Raw genomic sequence first — 20063 nt, forward strand, 5'->3', positions numbered from 1 at the left:
TCATAACTAGGTACTGTATAAATTAAATACGCGATGAAAAAGTCACTAATAGTTTTGTTTGCCGCATTGTTCTGTTTGAGTTGCGCAACTAGAGATACTGCCGTTTCTCCAGATTTACCTCAATCGATAAAGCCAGGCGTGCACACTGCCGACTGGGCCGTTAAATGGTGGTTGCCCAGACACAAACAAAAATTACTGGAAAAAAGTAAAATGGAGAAAGTTGATTTAGTCTTTCTTGGTGATTCAATAACCCATGCATGGGAGTATGAAAATGTCGGTTTATCTGTTTGGCAGGACAGATTTGAGCCGCTAAATGCGCTTAATCTTGGTTTTAGTGGTGACCGCACCGAGCACGTTCTATGGCGATTAGAAAATGGGGCAGTAGATAATATCTCTCCTAAGGCGCTTGTGCTCATGATAGGTACAAATAACACTGGTCATCGACAAGATAAACCAGACGATACTGCTTTAGGTATTAAAACTATTATTGATTTCTTAAGGTTAAAATTACCCAATACCCAAATATTATTATTGGGCATATTTCCTCGTGGCGCTACTGCTGACGACCCTTTGAGAATGATCAATGACGAAATTAATAAACTTATATCAACATTTGATGACGGTGAACAGGTTCATTATCTAAACATTAATCATGTGTTCTTAGATGAGCAAAAACAATTGTCGACCACAGTGATGGGCGATCTCTTGCACCCAAATAAAGAACAATACCTTATATGGGCAGATGCAATTGAGCCAAAAGTAAAAGACTTGCTATCAAAAGAATAAGTTTCCGTATTTTTAAATTGTAACTGTTTACGGCAAACCCTGAAAAAGCGATAGTACTTTCCTAGGGCATAGCTAAAAAGTCCTTTAACTTTTAATCTCACATTCACTGTCAGCAATTTGCATTTTGTGTAGTGGCGGATTATCGGCAAAAGTGAACCCTTGGTTTTTCAGTAGGGGTATCAGCCTTTGAGTTGCTTCAATGGTGCCCTGTCTGGTCCCTGATAAACCGCTTCCACCGTCATGAAGCAAAATGACGCCGCCGTTAATGTTTATGTTGTTGAGATCGCCGAAGAGGTTTTTCATAATTTCATCGGGTTTTTGCGTTGCCCAATCTTTCCCAGACATATCTACACCCACACTGTTACTACTTGTTTTACATAAAAACGCTTGGCTATCTTCAGAAATACTTAAAAAGGGTGCTCGAAATAAAATTGACTTTTGGCCAGTAATTGCACGAATAACACTGTTGGTCTCTTCATAAGATTTTGCTATTTCATCGTAGCTCATGTCTTTTGCATTGCGATGGGCATAGCTATGGTTGGCAATTGTGTGTCCTGCATGGAAGGCTTTTAATACGATTTCAGGATGTTTTTTAGCTTGTTGGCCGGTAACAAAAAATGTCGCTTTTACATTATGTTGCGCGAGAACATCTAACAAGGCAAGCGTATATTGTGGATCCGGTCCGTCGTCATAAGTCAAATAAATGGGAGACTGTTGTGCTTGTAGACTGCACGACCATAACAAGCTTATGGTCACTAGAAGAAAAATGCATTTAAATGCTTGGATGAGAAAAAATCTGACTAATGTAAATGACATAAAAATACTCCTGAAAAAGCATTATCTACAAACTCTGTAAAGTAAATACTATTACAAATAGCAGCAAATAGTAGTATTTGTTAACGATGTTAGTTCAGGCATGTTTTGACAGAAGAACGGTGTTTTTTGATTTTACTGAAATGTAAAAACGCCAACTATATCTGAATGTGGGAAACTATTGTAATGATATAGTTGGCAGTAAAAACTGTCGCTAGTATTTAGCGTCTAAGGCTTTTTGTATTTCAGCCAGTTCGTCGCGAGTAAATTCACCTTTTTCAATGAGCTTAATAATGCCTTTGTGATGACCCTTTAGAGTGCCGCTAAAGCTCATACCTTCGCCGCCATTGATCACCATAACTTTTTTGTCGGTGCTAAAATGCTGCCCATCACCGTTTTTATTAATGTGGAAAACAATTTCTTTTTCTAGGCCGTCTATGTCTAAGCTTTCGATGGTTTCAGAAATAAATTCGGTGTCTACAGACACATCACCGTCAATGAACTTTTGCCCTTTTACTATTTTGAGTACAAGTTCTTTGGTGTGGTCGTCTAAATTAACTAACTTATCGTTAAGCACAGTTATGCTTTCGATATCTTCTGGTAGCAATTGGATCGTATGTACTTCGCCGTCGTTGTCTATTTCGACGAGAGTAGGCTCATTTGAGCTACGCTTAATTTCAATGACCTTATGCTGGACCTTGGTTTCAACCTTAGCTTCTTCTTGTTGAACCGCGAACGAAAGAGCAAGCGGTATTACAAGTAAACTGGCTGCCGCGATCGATTTTAAAGTGAACTTTGTTTTATTTTTCATAACAACTCCGTGAGTAATCAATAGTCGATAGTAATGGTAGGCAAAGGAGACTTAGCTATGCCAACTACTGCAAGTAATACAAGCATTATACCAATATTGAAAAACTTAATAAAAACATAAACTTGATTAACTCATTGTGAGTAATGAGATTATTATCCCTTCGATATATTTCCCATATGAGGATGTAATTTCCTCATATGAGGAAATTATCCTTAATCTGAGCTACTATGTAAAAGCAAAACTATAATTATATGAATAGCTTAGCAATCAATCTTTGTTGGCTTGAAAATTGTAAGTTGATTCGAATACAGAAAGCACTAATGAAAAGGGATGACCTGTTTAAACCATTCCCCATAAACATAGTGAGCAGAGGTGAAAATGTCGTTACAGCGTTATTTGTTCTTGCTAATTGCATGTTTTATTTTGTTAATAGCAGGCGTGCAGTTTTTTCTGATAGAGCAGGTGAGAGCTCAGGTGAATAAAGAAATTACTAACAAGAGTCAGACTATTTCGGAAGTCGCTGTGGCAGGCATAAACGACCGTATACAAAATAAGCTAGCAGACCTTGCTGTACAATTTAATAAAGACAATGAGCGTAATTACAAAACCATTGACTCACTCGATACACTTTTGATTGACAAACAGACCCTGCCCGTCCAAAAAAAACGTATTAAAATAAACATTGAGAATACGCCTAATGCCACTGTCAAAATTGACCCTGAGCTAATCATGACAACTGGCGACAATACAAAAACCGTCACTGTTGAAGTTGTGCCTAATATGGTGCCTAGCGATGCAAACAGAATTTTTGAATTTGTCGATGCTAATCGACAAGAGAACACATTTTTTGCCATTCAAGCTCAGGAGAGTGTGTACGCCGTTAATTTTATGGGTGATGACGAAAATAGTAGTATCCAAAAGATTATTAGTTTTGACCCATCGGCGTCGAGTGTTGATGAATATTTCGACCGCCTTATTTGGTTACTATTACTTATTGCAGTAATAGGTTTAGCGTTTGCATTTTTACTAGCTAAACATATTAGCAAACCATTATCGCAGCTTAATCAAGGTTTTACTTTTTTAAAGCAGGGTGATTTTAATTCACAATTAAAACCAGAAGGCATTAAGGAAATCCGCGAAACACTGTCTAAATTTAATCAAACTAGCCAAAGGCTAAGTGAATTGCAAAATCTTGAAAAACAATTCCAGCAACAACAACAAATGGCTGAATTGGGTGAAGTAGCAAGAGGTTTGGCACATACTTTAAGAAATCCACTCAATACGATAGGCTTGGGAATATCTCAATTGCAAAGGCCAGAAATAGACAGTGTTGAAAAGCATCAAATTGCGCAACATATCCAAGACAAAATACAACACTTAGACAATACTATAAAAAGCCTACTGCAATTGGCAAATACCGAAGTAGTGCGCTCACAGCGACTAAACTTGGTGCCTGTAGTGTCAGATATTTTATTGGAAGTTTCGGTCACGCATAGCAGTAAAATTGAATTCATACATGATACCCCGGTTTTGCTTAAATGTGCCGAAGTTGAAATTAGAGCAATATTTCATGCGCTGATTAGCAATGCGGTTGAAGCACAATTACTCGCCAGTAAAGAAGAAACAGGTTTGGACCAAATACAAAAACCTATTGTTGTGGAGTTAAAGCAAACACAAAGCGCTATCTATTTAAGGGTCACCGACGATGGTTTAGGAATAGATAAACAAATCGAAAAAGATCTGTTTAAACCTCATGTTTCCAACAAAGCAGAAGGTGCGGGCATGGGCTTATTTATTGTAAAACGTATTAGTGAGCTTTATTACAAAGGGTCATTGTCGTTAAGCAATATTGGCGATCGTGGGTGCCTAGCTGAACTCACCTTGCATGATGCAAATGTAAATGAAGCCCCTACAAACGATGCTGAGTACACAAACAATGACAAGTAAAAATTTACATGTGTTGTTGGTAGAAGACGACCCTCAGCAACGCGATATTATCGCGTCGATAATGCGTTCAGAAAACTACAAAGTTGATGCCACCGCTAGTGCCGAGGAGGCCATGCTGGCTTTGAAGGCAGATAAACACAAACAAAATATTGATGTGGTATTTTGCGATTGGAAACTAGGTAGTTTAAATGGCATCGATGTGCTCAATTATGCAAGGAAGCATCATCCCAATATTGGTTTTGCCATTGCCACGGCATATGGGACTATTGCCCATGCAGTAGAAGCTTTAAATGCGGGAGCAGATGACTATTTAGCCAAGCCCTTTCAACGACAAGAGTTATTGCTATGTTTAGACAAAGCTGGAAACGCTAAGCAGCTAAGGACAAGAAATTCTCAGTTAAGTGCGCAATTATCTCAACAGCAACAACTAGTAGATTTGGTCGGGAATGCACCTTGTATGCAACAAGTTTATACTCGCATCGAAAAGGTTAGTAGTACAAACGCAACGGTGTTAATTACTGGCGAAAGTGGCACCGGTAAGGAATTGGCGGCGAGAGCTTTGCACAAGCTCTCAATGCGTAAGGAAAAAGCTTTTATCGCAGTGAATTGTGGTGCAATTCCCGACAACCTAGTCGAAGCCGAATTGTTTGGTGCTCGCAAAGGTGCATACACTGGCGCTGTGAAAGATACCCTTGGTCTATTGCAAAGTGCCCACAAAGGATCTTTGTTTTTAGATGAAATTGGTGAATTAAGCTTAGGTGCGCAAACAAAACTGCTGCGATTTTTACAAGAAGGGAAAGTCACGCCGGTGGGTGATACTCAAGAGATTGAGGTTGATGTTAGGGTGATAGCCGCCACACATCGCAATTTGCCTGATATGGTAAACACTGGAAGTTTTAGGGAAGATTTATATTATCGCTTAAATATTGTGCCAATTGAGATGCCCCCCTTACGTAAGCGAAAAGAAGATATTCCAATACTAATCGATTTTTTCTTAGATAAATTTCAGCAAAGTTATGGCATGGGCTTGGTAGAAATTGGCAAAGAAACACTAAAAGCGCTGCTCGATTTTGAGTGGCCAGGCAATGTGCGAGAATTATCTAATCGCATAGAACGCTTAGTTTTACTTGGTGATGAAGACATACTCATTGATGAATTGAAAACCAGTATGGCGGCGATTAGGTCTAGCGAGCAAAAGTTTGCCTTACCCGAAAAAGGAATTAAATGGGATGATTTTGAAAGGCAATGTTTAGAGCAGTCTTTAAGCCGTTTTGATGGTAATAAAACCTTAGCCGCAAAGTGGTTAGGAATGTCTTACAAAACATTCGTGTATAGGTTAAACAAATTTAATCTTGGATAGGTAAACTTTTTGCGTTTAATAAACGAACTATACACAGTCGTGAGCGTAAAAACGTAACAACTTGTTTCGGTCGCGTGTACTAATATAGCTAAAATAGACTACACTGATAAGTGTGACGTTTACCGAGAACGTATTGTCATTTAATGGATGTTCAAACAGCAAAGTTAACGAATTTTATGGTTGATGTTGACTGAAGGAAAAAGTAATAAAACATGCTCGCATTATCAAATATTCAAAAAACGTTTCAAAATGGCGAAGAAATTGTAACGGCTCTCGACAACGTTAGTATTGAGGTTAAAGAAAACGAGTTTGTCGCTATTATGGGGAGCTCTGGGTCAGGTAAGTCGACACTTATGAATGTGCTTGGTTGTTTAGATACGCCCAACAGTGGTGTGTATAAACTCGACGGCCAAGACGTTGCGAGTATGTCGGATGATGAGTTGTCTCAAGTTAGAAACAAACATATTGGTTTTATATTTCAAACTTTCCATTTGTTGTCGAAACTCGACGTGGTCGGCAATGTTAAGCTTCCTTTGCGCTATTCGGAGATCAATGAAGATGATGCAAACGACCGAGCAAACAACCTGATAGAACGCGTTGGATTAACAAACCGGAAGCATCATAAGCCATTTGAAATGTCAGGTGGACAACGTCAACGTGTCGCCATTGCAAGAGCCTTAATCAATAAACCAAGTGTCATTTTGGCAGATGAGCCTACGGGTAATTTGGATTCGAAAACATCTGGCGAGATAATGGAACTATTAACCGAGTTGCACAATCAGGGGCAGACTATAGTCATGGTGACACATGAAGATGAAATTGCCGCTTATGCCCAACGCGTCATCACAATGAAAGATGGACAAGTTATTGGAGAAAGTTATGCGAGTGTTTAAGAATCCAAGCACATTTTTACTCTTTATTTTAGGTTGCTTTGGCGCATTTACTGCGTTTGCGGCAGATGAGCAAAATATTTTATTGCTATCTGGGCAAATTAGTTCTTCAGAAAAACAAGTGGTGAAGGCGCCGCAAGGTAGCCGGTGGCAAATGCAAATACAATGGATGGAAGACGAAGGAAAAATCGTTGAAAAAGGCAAACCTGTGATCGTGTTTGACGGTGCTAGTGAGCAGGCGCAATTAACTCAAAATGAAGAAAACCTCGACAGATTAGAACTCGAACTAGAAGAGTTAGTGTTAGTGCAAAAACAAAATGTAATAGACGCTGAGGGCCGTCTAGAAGTTGCAATAATGCGGGTTGAACAAGCTAGAATAGAAGCGTCAGTGCCTGCAAGTGAGGTAGCTGCTTATGATAAAGGACAATATGAACTGGCATTACAACGTGCTGTTTTAGAACAAGTAAAGTCGGAAGAAGCGCTTGCGCGAGCAAAACAAGAAAGAGCAGCAGAGCTTACTAAAAAACGAGTCGACATAATGCGGACGAAAGAAGAAATTGCTTACTTGAGCGATATTTTGTCGAAATTAAACGTGATGGCTCAAGTGACTGGGCCAGTTAGCTATGCTATTCATCCTTGGTTTGGTACTAAAGTCAGTTCAGGTATGAATGTTAGGCCAAGTTGGACAGTATTAGATGTGCAATCTACCGACAATTTTCAAATCGAAACATGGATACACGAAATTGACGCCGTGGGCTTAACCGAAAAAGCCGAGGTTGAGATTATATTAGATGCCTACCCAAACAAAACGTTTACTGGTGTATTAAGCTCATTATCTAAACAGAGCGAACGCAAAACGCAATGGAGTAAAAGTGCGTATTTTCCTGCCATTATTAACTTCGAAGATAAGCCAAATGTGAGTCTATTGCCTGGTATGAGCGTACGTATTCATGTGTCTAAAGGAGTGAAAAATGATGCGTAGATTTTTTGTAATTTCATGTGCTTTTACCTTGTCATTATTGTTGATGGCCTGTTCGGACGATACCGAAACGACAAATAATTCAGAAGGTTCAGAGACCGTTTTAGTATCGGCACCAGCTGAGCTTGTATCTTTGCAAGAAATTAGCCTCACTCCACCTAATATTAGACGAATGTGGGAATACAAAATTGAATATTTAGCCAGAGAAAATAGCCTTGTTAAAGAAGGCGACTTGTTAATGAAATTTGACGGTCAGCGTTTGCGCACAGATATGGTTTCTCGGCAAAGTGAATATGACGCAGCTATAAAAGAAGCAGAGCAAAAGAAGTTAGAAAATGAAGCAAAATTAGAGGAGCTAGTGCTTGATTTAGCTGAAGCAAAAAAGAACATGGACATTGCTAAACGTAAGGTTGAAATAACTGACGTTTCAAGATCGGAAATTGAACGCAAAAAGCAACAGGCTGAATTTAAAATTACCACAGCGCTCAATAAACAAGCAAAGCAACGGGTGGACCAACACACTGAAGCTATGAAGGTAAACGAGCAAGTGCAGCAAGCGAAAATTGCAAAAGCTAAGTCGCGTGTTGATGAAATGCGACAGAGCCTTGCCAAGCTCCAAGTAAAAGCGCCGAAAGATGGGATGGTAGTATTGGTTCCCAATAACGATGATGACAAACCCGCCATTGGCGATACCGTGTTTATGGGGGCACGCATTATCAATTTACCATCGCTAGATAAAATTGCGGTAAAAGTTGAGTTTGATGAGTCATTTACACCCGATGTACAGTTGGGCGACCAAGTAAGAGTCACTTTAGATGCTTTTCCGGAACGTCCATTTACGGGTGTTATTAGCGAACTCGGTAAATCTTACCGAAATAAATCTCAAAATAATTTGAAAGTGGTGTTTGATGCTTGGGTAAAACTCGATGAGTTAGACTTAAATATCATGCGGCCAGGTATGAAAGCAACCGTTGACTTAATTGAGAGTGCATCATGAAACCACATGTTTTAATGGTTCGGGTGGCGATTGTTGCCGCTGTATTAGGTTTATTAGGAGCTTGCGCACAAGAGCAAACCTCGACAATACCCTTATATGCGGTAGATGAGTCTGATTTTGCAATTGAAGTCAAAGGTTTTGGTGAAGTACAAGCGGCGCAGTCACAGAAAATACTGACTCCGGGGCGTCGGCCAATGACGTTATCATGGCTAAAGCCAGAGAATACTTATGTTGAGAAAGGTGACATTATTGCACGTTTTGATGCGAATCAAATTTTAAAAGACAGTCGCGAAGAAGAACTAGAGTTAATGCGACTTGACCAAGACATATTAAAGAGTAATGCGCAACAAAGACAAGCCAAACAAGATGTAGATTCTGATCAGACCTTTGTGCGTCAAGAGTTTGAATTTGTGGATAAATTCGCAATTGATGATTTGCGTATTTATTCGCAGCTTGAAATTATCGATACCCTCGCGAATCGCGATTTTTTGGAAGCCAAGGATATTTTTTTAGATTGGAAAGAAACCAGTATTGTTGAGCAACATAGCAATGAAATGGCAGTTCTCGATATTCGCAAACAAGGAGTTGAGACTAAGTTCAAGCAACACCAAGCAGCACTCACCAGTTTGGAAGTAGTGTCTCCTTATGGTGGTTTGTTGGTGTATGAAAAAGATCGTCGCGGTGAGAAGCCTGCTGTGGGTCAAACAGTATTTCCGGGCCGTCCCATCGCACAAATTCCAAATTTAGATAACATGCAGGCCAGTGTGTTTGTGCAAGCCAACGACGCTATCGATTTGAATAAAGGGCAAGGAGTGACGATTCGTCTCGATGCTTTCCCTGAAAAAAGTTTTAAAGGTGAAATAGCCGATGTATCCGGTTTTCCACGCAGTATTGAACGCGGTAATCCGGTGACTTATTTTGAGGTTACTGTCACCTTACTTGAACAAGATAAAAGTATGATGCAACCGGGTCGAAAATTAACTGCCACTATTGATGTGAAAGCACCATCAAAAAAATTGGTTGTGCCTTTGCAAGCGCTGCATTTTGATGAGGGTAGCAGTTACGTTTACTTGCAAGATGGCAGCACGTTTAAACGTCAAAATGTCACTAGTGGCCGCAAAAATCTATTCTTGGTCGAAATTACGGAAGGCCTTGCTAGCGGCGATATTATTGCGCTGAGTCAACCTGAACAAAACGCCATACAGGAAAGTTAATGATCGCTAAATATCATGTATTGATAAAAGACGCTATTGGTGAGTTGCTGGGCCAAAAATTGCGTACATTTTTAACCTTGTTGGGCATGATTTTCGGCGTAGGCGCCGTCATCGCAATGCTCAATATTGGCGAAGGGGCAGAGCGCGAAGCGTTACGCCTGATTGATTCGATGGGCGTAAACAATATTATTGTGAATGCCAAAGATTATGAAAAAGAAGAGCTGGTAGAAATTCGCGAAGAGAGTCTTGGCCTAAATATGGGCGACGTAGAAGCAGCGTTGGCTACCCTGCCATTTGTTGAAGGATATAGCGCTTCTAAAAATATAGAAGTGCACGATATTTATAGCGACTATAACAAAAGCCAAGCAGAAGTACTCGGGGTTACCACGAGTTACTTTTCGAATGCGAATATGCGACTAAGTGCTGGACGTTTTTTAACCGAACAAGACAATAACTCACTTGCTCAAAACGCCGTGTTGGGTGCCAATGCAGCTTCTGAATTATTTGCTAGTGCGAATTACACTGAAGAAGAAATGCTCGGCAACTTTGTTAAAGTGAATCATGTTTGGTTAAAAGTGGTTGGGGTTATTGAACCTCCCGCAGGCAACAAAAATGAATTCCAAGGGGTGCAAATAGGCGGCGACCGATACCGTATTTTTGTGCCTTTAAATGTTAGTGTTAACAAATTCGCCAGCGATATACTTGCTAGTGAACTCGACAGTATCAAATTGAACATTGCTGCAGGAACCGACCCAGTTGTCGCTTCAAAAGCAATCGATAGTCTTATACAGCTTCGCCACGGTGGATTAGACGATTATAGTTTAATTATTCCCGCGGCTTTGCTAGAACAGCAAAAACAAACGCAACAGATATTTAATATTGTTATGGCCTGTGTTGCTGGTATTTCGTTGTTGGTGGGCGGTATTGGTATTATGAATATCATGCTTGCTAACGTGATGGAGCGAACCAAAGAAATTGGACTATTGCGAGCCGTTGGTGCAACCCAAGACGACATTCGTCAGCAGTTTATTGCCGAAAGTTTTACCATCTCAGTTATGGGTGGTTTGTTAGGCATATTCTTTGGTTTAGTCCTATCCGAAATTATTGGGTTTTATTCTGGTTGGGCAGTAAGTTGGTCATTGACAGCTATCGTGCTTTCACTGAGTATTTGTATGTTTGTGGGAGTAGGTTTTGGCGTGTTTCCTGCGATAAAAGCCAGCAAATTAAATCCTATCGATGCCTTGCATAGCGACTAAGACGCTAGCATACGCAAAATAGTTATATTCAAGGGACTAATGGTTACCAATTCAATAATGTGCTTGGTACTTTGCTTCAATTTTGTTTGTAATAGGCAGAGTTAAATTGAACAGGCGGTATTTTGGTGGCGATTGAATTTGTTGATGTGGACATACCTGAACTAGGCGCCTGGCAACAAATTGCTGAAGGCATTTTATGGTTGCGTATGCCTTTGCCGTTTGAACTCGATCATATTAATCTATACCTTCTTGAAGACCATGATCCCATATCGGGTCAAAAAGGTTATACCTTAATTGATACCGGTATTGGTGTGTCTAAAACCCAAGTTCTTTGGGAAACTTTACTAGAAAAGCTATCTCTACCTTTACTAAAAGTAGTAGTCACTCATATGCATCCTGACCATATTGGAATGGCTGGCTATTTGGTGGATAAATTCAGAGTGCCTTTGTATATGAGTCATTCAGAATATTTTGTTGCTCGAGCCATTAGTGCGGGTAGCCGAGGTGCGTCAGATTGGCAAGATGATGAATATTTGTTGAGATGCGGCATGCCAAGTGATTATATTGAAACAGCCAGCAAAAACCGAAAAGAAAGCAAAGGGGTTGGGCAAGTCATCAGGCCTATTCCGGTGCAATATGAACGTTTGCAAGCAGGCGATACCTTAACGATTGGCGCAAATGAATGGCAAGTCCTTATTGGACGTGGTCACTCGCCTGAGCATGTCTGTTTGTTCAACAAAAAAAGCAATGTTTTGATTTCGGGCGATCATGTATTACCTATTATTTCTCCCAATATTGGCGTGTACAGTACAGAGCCAAATGCTAATCCATTAAAGCTATATTTAGAGACTCTGCCACAATTCAAACATTTACCTACAGATTGCTTAGTCCTACCTTCGCACAAGCGTCCATTTATTGGTTTACATAAACGTGTAGATGGGCTGATTGCCCATCATCAAGCTCATTTAGATAATTTACGTGAGTTTTGTGAAGAAGGAAAAACGATACAGGCATGTTTACCAATTTTGTTTAAACGAAAACTGAATCAGCATAGTATGTTTTTTGCGTTGGCAGAAGCTTTCGCGCATTTGAATTATTTATATTTTGCGGGTGAATGCAGTCGAAGTATTAATGAAAATGGGCACTTAGAATTCACCATACTCAAGACCTAAAGTTAATTTCAAGCTTAATAGGACAGAGTTTATTTACATCCAATTGGGTTTGAGCTTCTCAACAAACAACAGAGCATTGTCGGCTTGCGATTGTGCACTATCAACAGGAATTAATGGAACTCGATATCCGCCGCATGCTAACACATAACTGATGTCTGCGAGTTTGTGACGACGCATAAAAATACTCTGTTTTACTTTAATTTGCTGCATTTTTCCAATGGGGAAAACATAATAGTTTACGCCAATAAAACCTTTTCTGATGTAAACGTGGTTGTCGTCGCCAAAATAGTAGCCCCAGCGTTTCCAACGCAAAAGCCCCATCGCTCCTAATAAAACGGTAAATAAGCCAAGCATGCTCCAACCAAGCAAGGAGAATTCAAGAGCAAACCCCATTGTGCAAAGAATCAATAAAATGGGCATCATCGGCATAATCGAAAAGCGGATAAGAAAACGTTTTGAAATAGGTAAATATGTGATGTCACTAAAATCTTTTACCGGGAAAGTATCTTGAATAAGCGTAATCGATTCTTGTGGCGTAACTGATGGCACAATTAGCTTACTGGCATTGTTGATATTTCCGGCTTGACCGGCTGCACTAGGTAAACTGCTATTTTGTTCAAAACGCAAATTGACTCGCTTTATGATCACGTCGAGCCAATCTTGTTGTTGTACGGCAATTTGCACTCTGCTCAAGCGCATACTTACTTCGTGCTTTGTCATTAAGCCGCTTCTGCGAATATAGCGATCACCCTGTCGGCTTAACTTGTAGCCATAAAATACAAATATAGAGCCAATTACTGAAAACGATACAATGACAAGCATGATCAGCATTACTAGTGATAACACATGCAATATAAATAAACCTAAACTTTGGCTCTGATAGTCAAGATAGGAGGCTAAATCTAGGCCAATCGCCTCCAAAAAAGATGATAGGTTTTCGCCAATGGAGCCATAAAATGGCGCCAGAAAGCCAAGGAAAATCCATACTCGATTATTGGAAATACCATGAATAACTAAATCTTTTAGAGAGCGCTCATTAAGTAATATTTCTTGTTCGACGGTTTGCTGCTGCTGTTCACCACTTTCTAAAATGCTGCTTTCTTGTGCTTGAGATTGTTCGACCTGTTTTATTTGTAAAATAAGATCTTTAAAACTTTCTGCTAACTTAAGCGGAAGCGCCACTATTTTAGCTTCTTGCTGAGCAGAACCGGCAGTGTCTAGCTCTATAAAAGAATATTGGTTAAAACGATAATAAAAGGGCTGTACTATTTTTACATTTTGAATTTTCTTAAAAGGTAAATCGAGGTGAGATTTTTGAAATACCCCTTGTTTTATCTCCACGCGTCCTGCGCTGAACTTATAAAAATAAAACCAATATTTGATAACACTAGAAATTAGGATTAATAGTAAAAAGCCAGCTGCGCCTGCCGCAAATAATAATATGTTTTCTTTAATTGTACTGAAGCTAATTGCTAAGGCGGGAAGTGAATACAAAAGCACATTATTAACTAGGAAAAACAAGGTTCGTGCAAAAAAATAGACGATCGCTAAGGGTGAAACACGTGACCACGTTTGTGTTTGTAAATTTACAAGCGCTTGGTTAGGGTCTTCGCTGTTGGTTTGCTGTGGCGCCGCAGTAGTTTGCTCAGACATCAGATGCCAAGTCCTTATGGTCTAAAATAAACTGCCGTAATTCGACTGCATTTTCGTATATTAAGCCTGGGATGTTAAAGGTATAAGAAATACCACCAGCACTAAATACTTGCAAAGTGGCCATGCCCGCTCGACGTTCAATTGGTCCACGTTTTATTTCAATATGCTGAATTCTCAAAATGGGCTGGCTGACAAAGCTTCTGAAAATTAGACCCGACTGATAATTAAGGTCATTTTCTCGCAAGGCGTATTGCTTTAATGGGTCAGCAAAAAAATGATATGTTGCACTCCACAAGGTTAAAAAACCAATGAGTGCATACGCCCCTATCACAAATGGAAATGCGTCTTTGGGTAAATCAAAAAACAACCCACTAGAGCCTAAGTAGGTAATGATTAAGAAGAACCCACCAAAGACTAGCGAAATAATAATATTGATACGCCTATATTGAGGTGCTAGGGGCAACATATCGAGAGTTTTGGTGCTGATATGTTCCTGAATTTGATGCGACTTTACTTGTTTATTGGTAAAATCTTCAGCTAAACCTGTTTCTTGTTTATTTGCTTCATCATGAGAGGAAGCTTGGTCGTTATTGTGGACTTCTGTATTTTCGGTCATCGGCTGGGCAATATGGGCAATAAAACTAGATGTTAAAGATACCTCTTACTTCGATAGCTTGTAAAGCCCCTAATGTTTGGAAAACACGACTTGATTGCGGCCATTTTCTTTTGCTGTGTAGAGCGCTTTGTCAGCCCGACTAACAATATCCATAAATGTTTCTTGTACTTTTGGACTCACAACACCAATACTCGCCGTTACCCTTTGCTCAATGTTTAGCGCGTGACTAATCTTTGGTAGTTTACTGTTAAAAACGTTAAACACTTCGGTGGCTTGTTCAGCTACAGTATTTGGCAGAATGATTAAAAACTCTTCGCCGCCTATTCGGCCAACTAAATCAGATTTTCTAAAGCTTATTTTGGCGATTTCGCCAAAGGCTTTTAGTACTTTGTCACCAGTAGGGTGGCCATAGGTGTCATTAATTTGTTTAAAATGGTCTAAATCGACAATAGCAACACAGTACGCCTGCGGGTTGCGCGAAAATAAGTCTTGATGATGGCTCAGCAAGTCAAGGATCCGCGTTCGCGAATACAGCGAGGTTAATGCGTCGGTATGAGCAATTTCTTCTAAAGCCTTACGGTGCTTTCTACTACGAATAAATAACAACAATAATAAGCAAGATAAACAAAACAGCAGAGTTATCACTAAAAAGTATAGTTTGTTAAGTGTTTGTTTGTTGGCAATTTCTTCACTTTTTATTTCGTTTTCTTGTTTTAAATCGGCATTTTCTTGTTGCTGATTTGCTAACTGAAAATTTGCATGCATGTCTAACATTTGTTTAATTTCAGAAATTGGCTGACGCATAGTTCGGTCTTGCAAGAGTGCTTGGGTCACCATAAAAGCCGCCTCATATTCGTTTAGTTGCGCCAACAAACTCGCACGCTGAAGTTGCAGAGAATGCAACAGCCAGATAGGAGGTTCCGCTTGGCTTGCTATGTCAAATGCAAGCACTATGCGTTCAATGGCTACATCGATGTTTTCGTCAGCAGCATAAGCTTTGCTCAAAAGCAGATTAACCTTGGTTTTGGTTATTAGTTGATTTTCAAGTAGCAAGTCAAGGGATGTTTTTAAGGCGTCTATGCTAGCGGTAAACTGCTGAGATGACAGTAATGCTTCACCTAAATGTAAAAAGTAAATCCCCTGAAGATTTTTTGCTTCTGCATTGTATTCAGGGCTTTTTGAACCTAAAGATACGTTTAATAGTGACTTTGATTTATCTAAAGCGGCGAACGCTAGTTCAACTTGTTCAGTCGCCAATAAACTGGTCACACTTTTTAGTAAGGTGTTTGTGTATTTGTCAATTTGACTATGTTCAAAGTAGTTTTCACTCGCTTGTTTAAAATAGCTCAGTGCAATGCTATGTTCATTGCGCGTTTGATGGATATTGGCGATAGCATAGGCTACGTCTCCTAATAGATTCTGTTGATTGCTGCTGGCGGCTAATCGATAGGCAAATTGTAAGTCTTGTAGAGCGCCAATATTTGCGCCTACCATTTGGTCAATAGTGGCTCTTAGCATTAAACGATTAATTAATAGCTTGGGTTTGACGGTAAAACTTGTGTCATCAATCGCCGCACTCAGGAGATCGCGTGCTTGTGATAGCTTATTTTGCTCGATAAGCTCAATAACCTTGGCGTCTCTTTGGTCAAATAAGCTGGGGTTGTATGCGGGCCTAGCAAGGGTTGAAAGTAATATGCTATTTGCATTCGCGGTGCTGTTTGAATTCGCGGTGCTATTTGAATTCGCGGTGCTATGAGTAGTAGCAATACCAACAGCGATAACAAACAAAAATGCCCAAGTAAAAGAAATAAAAGGGCTTAGTTTTATTTTCCTTGCAACATGTTCGGTTTGGCGATAACACTTCATATTAAGCCTTTACTACCTCATAAGCGCTTGAGTCAGTAACATACAAATAACTTTGAATTGTTTTGCTTAGCAGCGATAAATTTTTTTATACACGCGCCGAGTTTTCTGTAACAATACTCATAAAGCTGCCAACAAAAGAATCGTTCTTGCAATCGTTAAAAACACATCACACATTTTCATTAAATGCTCATTGCCGAGATATTAAGACAGTTAATTCTGCAGATAGTTTAATTGCTTTCTCTAAAGCTTATTCCGCAGATTCGTTTTTAGTACTGGGTGAGGGCAGTAATACTGTTTTTGTTGATGATTTTCTATCTACCATTGTGCTGAATAAAATCCGAGGGATAGCGATAAACGAAGATTCAACACACTATTATTTGCGTGTTGGTGCTGGTGAAAACTGGCATGAACTGGTTTGCCTTTGTATGCAAAAAAATATTGGGGGCTTTGAGAACCTAGCGCTTATACCTGGCACAGTGGGAGCGGCTCCTATTCAAAATATTGGCGCCTATGGTGTTGAAATAGAGAAATTTATTGAGTCAGTGGAATACCTAGATACTGCTGACCAAACATTTAAAAAAATGAATAGAGATGCCTGCGAATTTGCGTATCGTGGCAGTACATTCAAATATCAAGCGCTTAATTCACGGATAATAACTTATGTAAATTTTGCGCTGCCTAAGCAATACGAGTTGGTTTGTCACTATGGACCACTGCGAGAATTGCAGCAAAATCTACCAAAAGATGAAACCGTAGATGCTAAGAAAGTCTTTGATGAAGTGATACGTATTAGACAACAAAAGTTGCCCGATGTGAAAGTGCTAGGTAATGCCGGAAGCTTTTTTAAAAACCCTGAAATATGCAAAAGTGACTTTGTGGCTTTGCAAACAAAATACCCTGACATGCCTTCTTATAATGTTGATTCCTCGACAGTAAAAGTACCAGCTGCATGGTTGATTGATTATCTCGGCTTTAAGGGCCAACGCAATGGCGATATTGCGTGTCATAAGCACCAAGCCCTCGTTTTAGTTAATTTGGGCAATGGAAGTGGCGAACAACTATTAGCACTTGCCAGAAACATTCGTGACAGCGTGCAAACTCATTTTGAAATTAGTCTTGAAAACGAGGTTAGGTTAATGGGTTCGTCAGGATTAGTAGCGCTATGAACAAAATCACTTCACAACAGCTCAGAACTGAATTGTTAAACTGCCTCAACGACGGTAACTTTCACTCAGGAGAAGCTTTAGCTGAACAATTTGGTTTGAGTCGCAGTGCAATATCCAACCATATAAAGGCATTGGGTCATCTCGGTCTTGAAATTTTTAGTGTAAAAGGTAGAGGGTATCAGCTTGCGACTAAAATTGATTTATTGTCACACAACAGTATTTGTAAAGGCATGCAAGTTGAACAAGCGTCGTTAGTTCAAGTTGAAAATATTGTAAGTTCAACCAATGATATCCTCAAACAACAATCTCAAGAATTATCTCAAGAACAATCAAAAAACGGTATGGTGTGTTTAGCTGAGGCCCAAACAGACGGACGCGGAAGACGCGGGCGAAAATGGGTTTCACCCTATGGGGCGAGCTTATATTTTAGTATGCTATGGCAATTTGATAACGGGTATCAGGCGATGTCGGGATTGAGTATTATGGTGGGTGTGGTACTTAATAATACTTTAGCGCAATTTGGTGTGACATCGTCACGTTTAAAATGGCCAAACGACGTATATGGAAATAATAAAAAATTAGCGGGTATCTTAATAGAGGTAGAAGGGCAGGCAGACGCGTCGGTGTCGGCCATTATCGGAATAGGATTAAATTTACGTTTACCTAACGATTTGCAAGGCATTGACCAAGCTTTTACCGATCTTTCAGACTTGTTAGAAAAGCCTTTTTCTCGAAATGAACTAAGTAAAAAACTCATTGAGAACTTGTGGTTAGCCTTGCCCGTGTTTGAAGCGCAAGGTTTAAACCCTTTTATAGAAGATTGGGACGAGGCTGATTTGTATAAAAACCAAGAGGTGGTGTTAATCTCGGGTGATAAGCGAGTCAAAGGCGTAGCTCGGGGCATTGACAATAGCGGCGCGCTACTGTTGGAAACTGATCAAAAGATCAAGCCATATTATGGGGGCGAAATTAGTGTTAGACCCGCATAAACTGCTTATAGATGTTGGTAATACAAGTATTAAATATACTCGTTTAGTTATGTCGACTGAAACTCAAACAAATGAGGCTATCAGAGGTGAAAGCCAGCGTGTTGCTTTTGGTAAACATAGTACAAACATAGAAACATTCCAAGTAATGCATGCTGATATAGAAGAACTAGATGATTTAATTGCACAAGCAAGTGCGTGTTTTTTCTGCAGCGTTAAAAACGATGAACTTTCGGCACACATCAAAGCACTCTGCAAAAAAGCGCAAATACCATGCGAACAAGCCACAACTAAAGCGAGTCAGTTTGGGGTTAAAAACGTGTACAGCAATGAGCAAAATATGGGGGCTGATCGTTGGATGGCGATTATAGCGGCGTCGCACATTGGCAATATTAAAGGCTTTGATAATGTCATAGTGATTGATGCAGGCACTGCGATAACTTGCGACTTTTTGGTTGGTCATCAACATATTGGCGGTTGGATTGCCCCAGGCATGCAACTTTTGAGAGATAGCGTAGTTAACAATACGACACGTGTGTTTGATGACCAAACATTACCAACAACACTTATGGCCGGCACCGATACGCCAGAATGCGTGGCGCAGGGTGCACTTGCTCAAACTATGGGCTTTGTTGCACAAGCAAAACAGCTTATGTCGGATTATTGCGATGACTTTGAATGCATTGTTAGCGGAGGTGATGCTAGACTCATTGCTGAAACGGGGATGTCGGGTATTCAGGTTTACCCTAATATTGTGTTAATCGGTCTGGCGATATTGGCAAGTCACAACAATATTATACCGCCATTACACACTAGATAGTTTAGACCTTAAAAAAATCCTATTTTTCACCCGATAGTTGTCGCTTGTTTAAATATACTACAATATGTCTCTAGCCCAATGTTGTCGTGCTGTTCAGATAGTTCTAAATATGCGTTTAAGGCTTGTTTTTCAGCTATTCTAAAAATAAATGAAAAAAAATGCTGTTTTTTGCCAATAAGCTGTTGCGCATCACTAATCATTACTCTAAAATGCGCTCCCACTTGATGTAGTGCCGACTTAGCTCAGTTGGTAGAGCAACTGACTTGTAATCAGTAGGTCGCCAGTTCGATTCCGGCAGTCGGCACCATCAATCTCTGGAGGGGTACCCAAGCGGTCAACGGGAGCAGACTGTAAATCTGCCGGCTCAGCCTTCGCAGGTTCGAATCCTGCCCCCTCCACCACTTTATATTGAAGTTGGTCAGAGAAGATACAGGAATGCGGGCATCGTATAATGGCTATTACCTCAGCCTTCCAAGCTGATGATGCGGGTTCGATTCCCGCTGCCCGCTCCAGTTCTGCTGATATAGCTCAGTTGGTAGAGCGCACCCTTGGTAAGGGTGAGGTCGGCAGTTCGAATCTGCCTATCAGCACCATTGTGCTGGTAACTTCATTTTAATTATTAACTTTGCTAGGAAAAGAAAATGGCAAAAGAAAAGTTTGAACGTACGAAACCGCATGTAAACGTTGGTACTATTGGCCACGTTGACCACGGTAAAACGACGCTAACTGCT

General features: G+C 40.1%; 19 protein-coding genes and 4 tRNA genes. 17 read left to right on the forward strand and 6 right to left on the reverse strand.

Annotation, left to right across the window (positions count from 1 at the left end):
- The first annotated feature begins 33 nt into the window (after positions 1-33).
- Complete coding sequence (locus tag RM552_RS17480; RefSeq protein WP_311370180.1) at positions 34-786, forward strand: GDSL-type esterase/lipase family protein; 753 nt, start codon at positions 34-36, stop codon at positions 784-786.
- Positions 787-870: 84 nt separating this feature from the next.
- Here the strand turns inward: RM552_RS17480 and RM552_RS17485 are convergent, their stop codons facing one another.
- Entirely contained in the window at positions 871-1602 is a 732-nt protein-coding gene (locus RM552_RS17485) for a polysaccharide deacetylase family protein (protein WP_311370181.1), read from the reverse strand.
- Between the two features lie 211 nt (positions 1603-1813).
- Positions 1814-2410: a hypothetical protein gene (locus RM552_RS17490; protein ID WP_311370182.1), complete on the reverse strand. Its 597-nt coding sequence runs from the start codon at positions 2408-2410 to the stop codon at positions 1814-1816.
- A 378-nt stretch (positions 2411-2788) separates the two neighbouring features.
- On the opposite strand from RM552_RS17490, the gene RM552_RS17495 reads away from it, so the two are divergent.
- The 8 genes from RM552_RS17495 to RM552_RS17530 all read left to right on the forward strand — a co-directional run bounded on the left by RM552_RS17495 (position 2789) and on the right by RM552_RS17530 (position 12225).
- Entirely contained in the window at positions 2789-4357 is a 1569-nt protein-coding gene (locus tag RM552_RS17495) for an ATP-binding protein (RefSeq protein ID WP_311370183.1), read from the forward strand.
- Positions 4347-5717, forward strand: coding sequence for a sigma-54-dependent transcriptional regulator (locus RM552_RS17500; RefSeq protein WP_311370184.1), 1371 nt, complete (start codon positions 4347-4349; stop codon positions 5715-5717). The genes RM552_RS17495 and RM552_RS17500 overlap by 11 nt, the downstream gene beginning before the upstream one ends.
- A gap of 212 nt (positions 5718-5929) precedes the next feature.
- Positions 5930-6610, forward strand: a complete 681-nt coding sequence (locus RM552_RS17505; RefSeq protein ID WP_311370185.1) for an ABC transporter ATP-binding protein — start codon at positions 5930-5932, stop codon at positions 6608-6610.
- On the forward strand, positions 6597-7589 hold the full coding sequence (locus RM552_RS17510; RefSeq protein ID WP_311370186.1) for an HlyD family secretion protein: 993 nt from the start codon (positions 6597-6599) through the stop codon (positions 7587-7589). The genes RM552_RS17505 and RM552_RS17510 overlap by 14 nt, the downstream gene beginning before the upstream one ends.
- Positions 7579-8583 (forward strand): HlyD family secretion protein, encoded by a 1005-nt coding sequence (locus tag RM552_RS17515; protein WP_311370187.1) that lies wholly within the window; start codon positions 7579-7581, stop codon positions 8581-8583. Before RM552_RS17510 ends, RM552_RS17515 begins: the two co-directional genes overlap by 11 nt.
- Positions 8580-9797 (forward strand): efflux RND transporter periplasmic adaptor subunit, encoded by a 1218-nt coding sequence (locus RM552_RS17520; RefSeq protein WP_311370188.1) that lies wholly within the window; start codon positions 8580-8582, stop codon positions 9795-9797. Before RM552_RS17515 ends, RM552_RS17520 begins: the two co-directional genes overlap by 4 nt.
- A complete protein-coding gene (locus RM552_RS17525) occupies positions 9797-11053 on the forward strand; it encodes an ABC transporter permease (protein ID WP_311370189.1) in 1257 nt (418 codons plus the stop codon). Before RM552_RS17520 ends, RM552_RS17525 begins: the two co-directional genes overlap by 1 nt.
- 125 nt (positions 11054-11178) lie before the next feature.
- Positions 11179-12225, forward strand: coding sequence for an MBL fold metallo-hydrolase (locus RM552_RS17530; protein WP_311370190.1), 1047 nt, complete (start codon positions 11179-11181; stop codon positions 12223-12225).
- A gap of 33 nt (positions 12226-12258) precedes the next feature.
- On the opposite strand, the gene RM552_RS17535 is transcribed toward RM552_RS17530, so the two are convergent.
- The 3 genes from RM552_RS17535 to RM552_RS17545 form a co-directional block, all read right to left on the reverse strand.
- Complete coding sequence (locus RM552_RS17535; protein ID WP_311370191.1) at positions 12259-13878, reverse strand: PH domain-containing protein; 1620 nt, start codon at positions 13876-13878, stop codon at positions 12259-12261.
- Entirely contained in the window at positions 13871-14494 is a 624-nt protein-coding gene (locus RM552_RS17540; protein ID WP_311370192.1) for a PH domain-containing protein, read from the reverse strand. Before RM552_RS17540 ends, RM552_RS17535 begins: the two co-directional genes overlap by 8 nt.
- Before the next feature lie 69 nt (positions 14495-14563).
- Positions 14564-16360, reverse strand: coding sequence for a GGDEF domain-containing protein (locus tag RM552_RS17545; protein ID WP_311370193.1), 1797 nt, complete (start codon positions 16358-16360; stop codon positions 14564-14566).
- Between the two features lie 146 nt (positions 16361-16506).
- Here RM552_RS17545 and murB point away from each other — a divergent pair, with 146 nt between their 5' ends.
- The 3 genes from murB to RM552_RS17560 are packed head-to-tail and all read left to right on the forward strand — an operon-like array spanning position 16507 to position 19332.
- Complete coding sequence (gene murB, locus RM552_RS17550) at positions 16507-17526, forward strand: UDP-N-acetylmuramate dehydrogenase (RefSeq protein WP_311370194.1); 1020 nt, start codon at positions 16507-16509, stop codon at positions 17524-17526.
- Entirely contained in the window at positions 17523-18515 is a 993-nt protein-coding gene (gene birA / locus RM552_RS17555) for a bifunctional biotin--[acetyl-CoA-carboxylase] ligase/biotin operon repressor BirA (protein ID WP_311370195.1), read from the forward strand. The genes murB and birA overlap by 4 nt, the downstream gene beginning before the upstream one ends.
- A complete protein-coding gene (locus RM552_RS17560; protein ID WP_311370196.1) occupies positions 18499-19332 on the forward strand; it encodes a type III pantothenate kinase in 834 nt (277 codons plus the stop codon). Before birA ends, RM552_RS17560 begins: the two co-directional genes overlap by 17 nt.
- A gap of 26 nt (positions 19333-19358) precedes the next feature.
- On the opposite strand, the gene RM552_RS17565 is transcribed toward RM552_RS17560, so the two are convergent.
- Positions 19359-19532: a hypothetical protein gene (locus RM552_RS17565; protein ID WP_311370197.1), complete on the reverse strand. Its 174-nt coding sequence runs from the start codon at positions 19530-19532 to the stop codon at positions 19359-19361.
- 31 nt (positions 19533-19563) lie between these two features.
- On the opposite strand from RM552_RS17565, the gene RM552_RS17570 reads away from it, so the two are divergent.
- The 5 genes from RM552_RS17570 to RM552_RS17590 form a co-directional block, all read left to right on the forward strand.
- A tRNA-Thr gene (locus tag RM552_RS17570) sits at positions 19564-19639 on the forward strand.
- Between the two features lie 9 nt (positions 19640-19648).
- Positions 19649-19733 (forward strand) — tRNA-Tyr (locus tag RM552_RS17575).
- 36 nt (positions 19734-19769) lie between these two features.
- Positions 19770-19844 (forward strand) — tRNA-Gly (locus RM552_RS17580).
- Positions 19845-19849: 5 nt separating this feature from the next.
- A tRNA-Thr gene (locus tag RM552_RS17585) sits at positions 19850-19925 on the forward strand.
- Between the two features lie 48 nt (positions 19926-19973).
- Positions 19974-20063: GTP-binding protein (locus RM552_RS17590; RefSeq protein ID WP_038059333.1), on the forward strand; the 90-nt coding region annotated here is incomplete at its 3' end.

Origin of the sequence: Glaciecola petra, from assembly GCF_031846345.1 — a bacterium.
GTDB lineage: Bacteria > Pseudomonadota > Gammaproteobacteria > Enterobacterales > Alteromonadaceae > Glaciecola > Glaciecola petra.

Excerpts from the sequence above, each read along its gene's own strand:
- RM552_RS17525 (WP_311370189.1), top strand. The coding sequence starts at position 9,797 with ATGATCGCTAAATATCATGTATTGATAAAAGACGCTATTGGTGAGTTG.
- RM552_RS17480 (WP_311370180.1), top strand. The coding sequence starts at position 34 with ATGAAAAAGTCACTAATAGTTTTGTTTGCCGCATTGTTCTGTTTGAGT.
- birA (WP_311370195.1), top strand. The coding sequence starts at position 17,523 with ATGAACAAAATCACTTCACAACAGCTCAGAACTGAATTGTTAAACTGC.
- RM552_RS17540 (WP_311370192.1), bottom strand. The coding sequence starts at position 14,494 with ATGACCGAAAATACAGAAGTCCACAATAACGACCAAGCTTCCTCTCAT.
- RM552_RS17495 (WP_311370183.1), top strand. The coding sequence starts at position 2,789 with ATGTCGTTACAGCGTTATTTGTTCTTGCTAATTGCATGTTTTATTTTG.
- RM552_RS17505 (WP_311370185.1), top strand. The coding sequence starts at position 5,930 with ATGCTCGCATTATCAAATATTCAAAAAACGTTTCAAAATGGCGAAGAA.
- RM552_RS17520 (WP_311370188.1), top strand. The coding sequence starts at position 8,580 with ATGAAACCACATGTTTTAATGGTTCGGGTGGCGATTGTTGCCGCTGTA.
- RM552_RS17500 (WP_311370184.1), top strand. The coding sequence starts at position 4,347 with ATGACAAGTAAAAATTTACATGTGTTGTTGGTAGAAGACGACCCTCAG.
- RM552_RS17535 (WP_311370191.1), bottom strand. The coding sequence starts at position 13,878 with ATGTCTGAGCAAACTACTGCGGCGCCACAGCAAACCAACAGCGAAGAC.
- RM552_RS17485 (WP_311370181.1), bottom strand. The coding sequence starts at position 1,602 with ATGTCATTTACATTAGTCAGATTTTTTCTCATCCAAGCATTTAAATGC.
- RM552_RS17565 (WP_311370197.1), bottom strand. The coding sequence starts at position 19,532 with ATGATTAGTGATGCGCAACAGCTTATTGGCAAAAAACAGCATTTTTTT.
- RM552_RS17545 (WP_311370193.1), bottom strand. The coding sequence starts at position 16,360 with ATGAAGTGTTATCGCCAAACCGAACATGTTGCAAGGAAAATAAAACTA.
- RM552_RS17490 (WP_311370182.1), bottom strand. The coding sequence starts at position 2,410 with ATGAAAAATAAAACAAAGTTCACTTTAAAATCGATCGCGGCAGCCAGT.
- RM552_RS17515 (WP_311370187.1), top strand. The coding sequence starts at position 7,579 with ATGATGCGTAGATTTTTTGTAATTTCATGTGCTTTTACCTTGTCATTA.
- RM552_RS17510 (WP_311370186.1), top strand. The coding sequence starts at position 6,597 with ATGCGAGTGTTTAAGAATCCAAGCACATTTTTACTCTTTATTTTAGGT.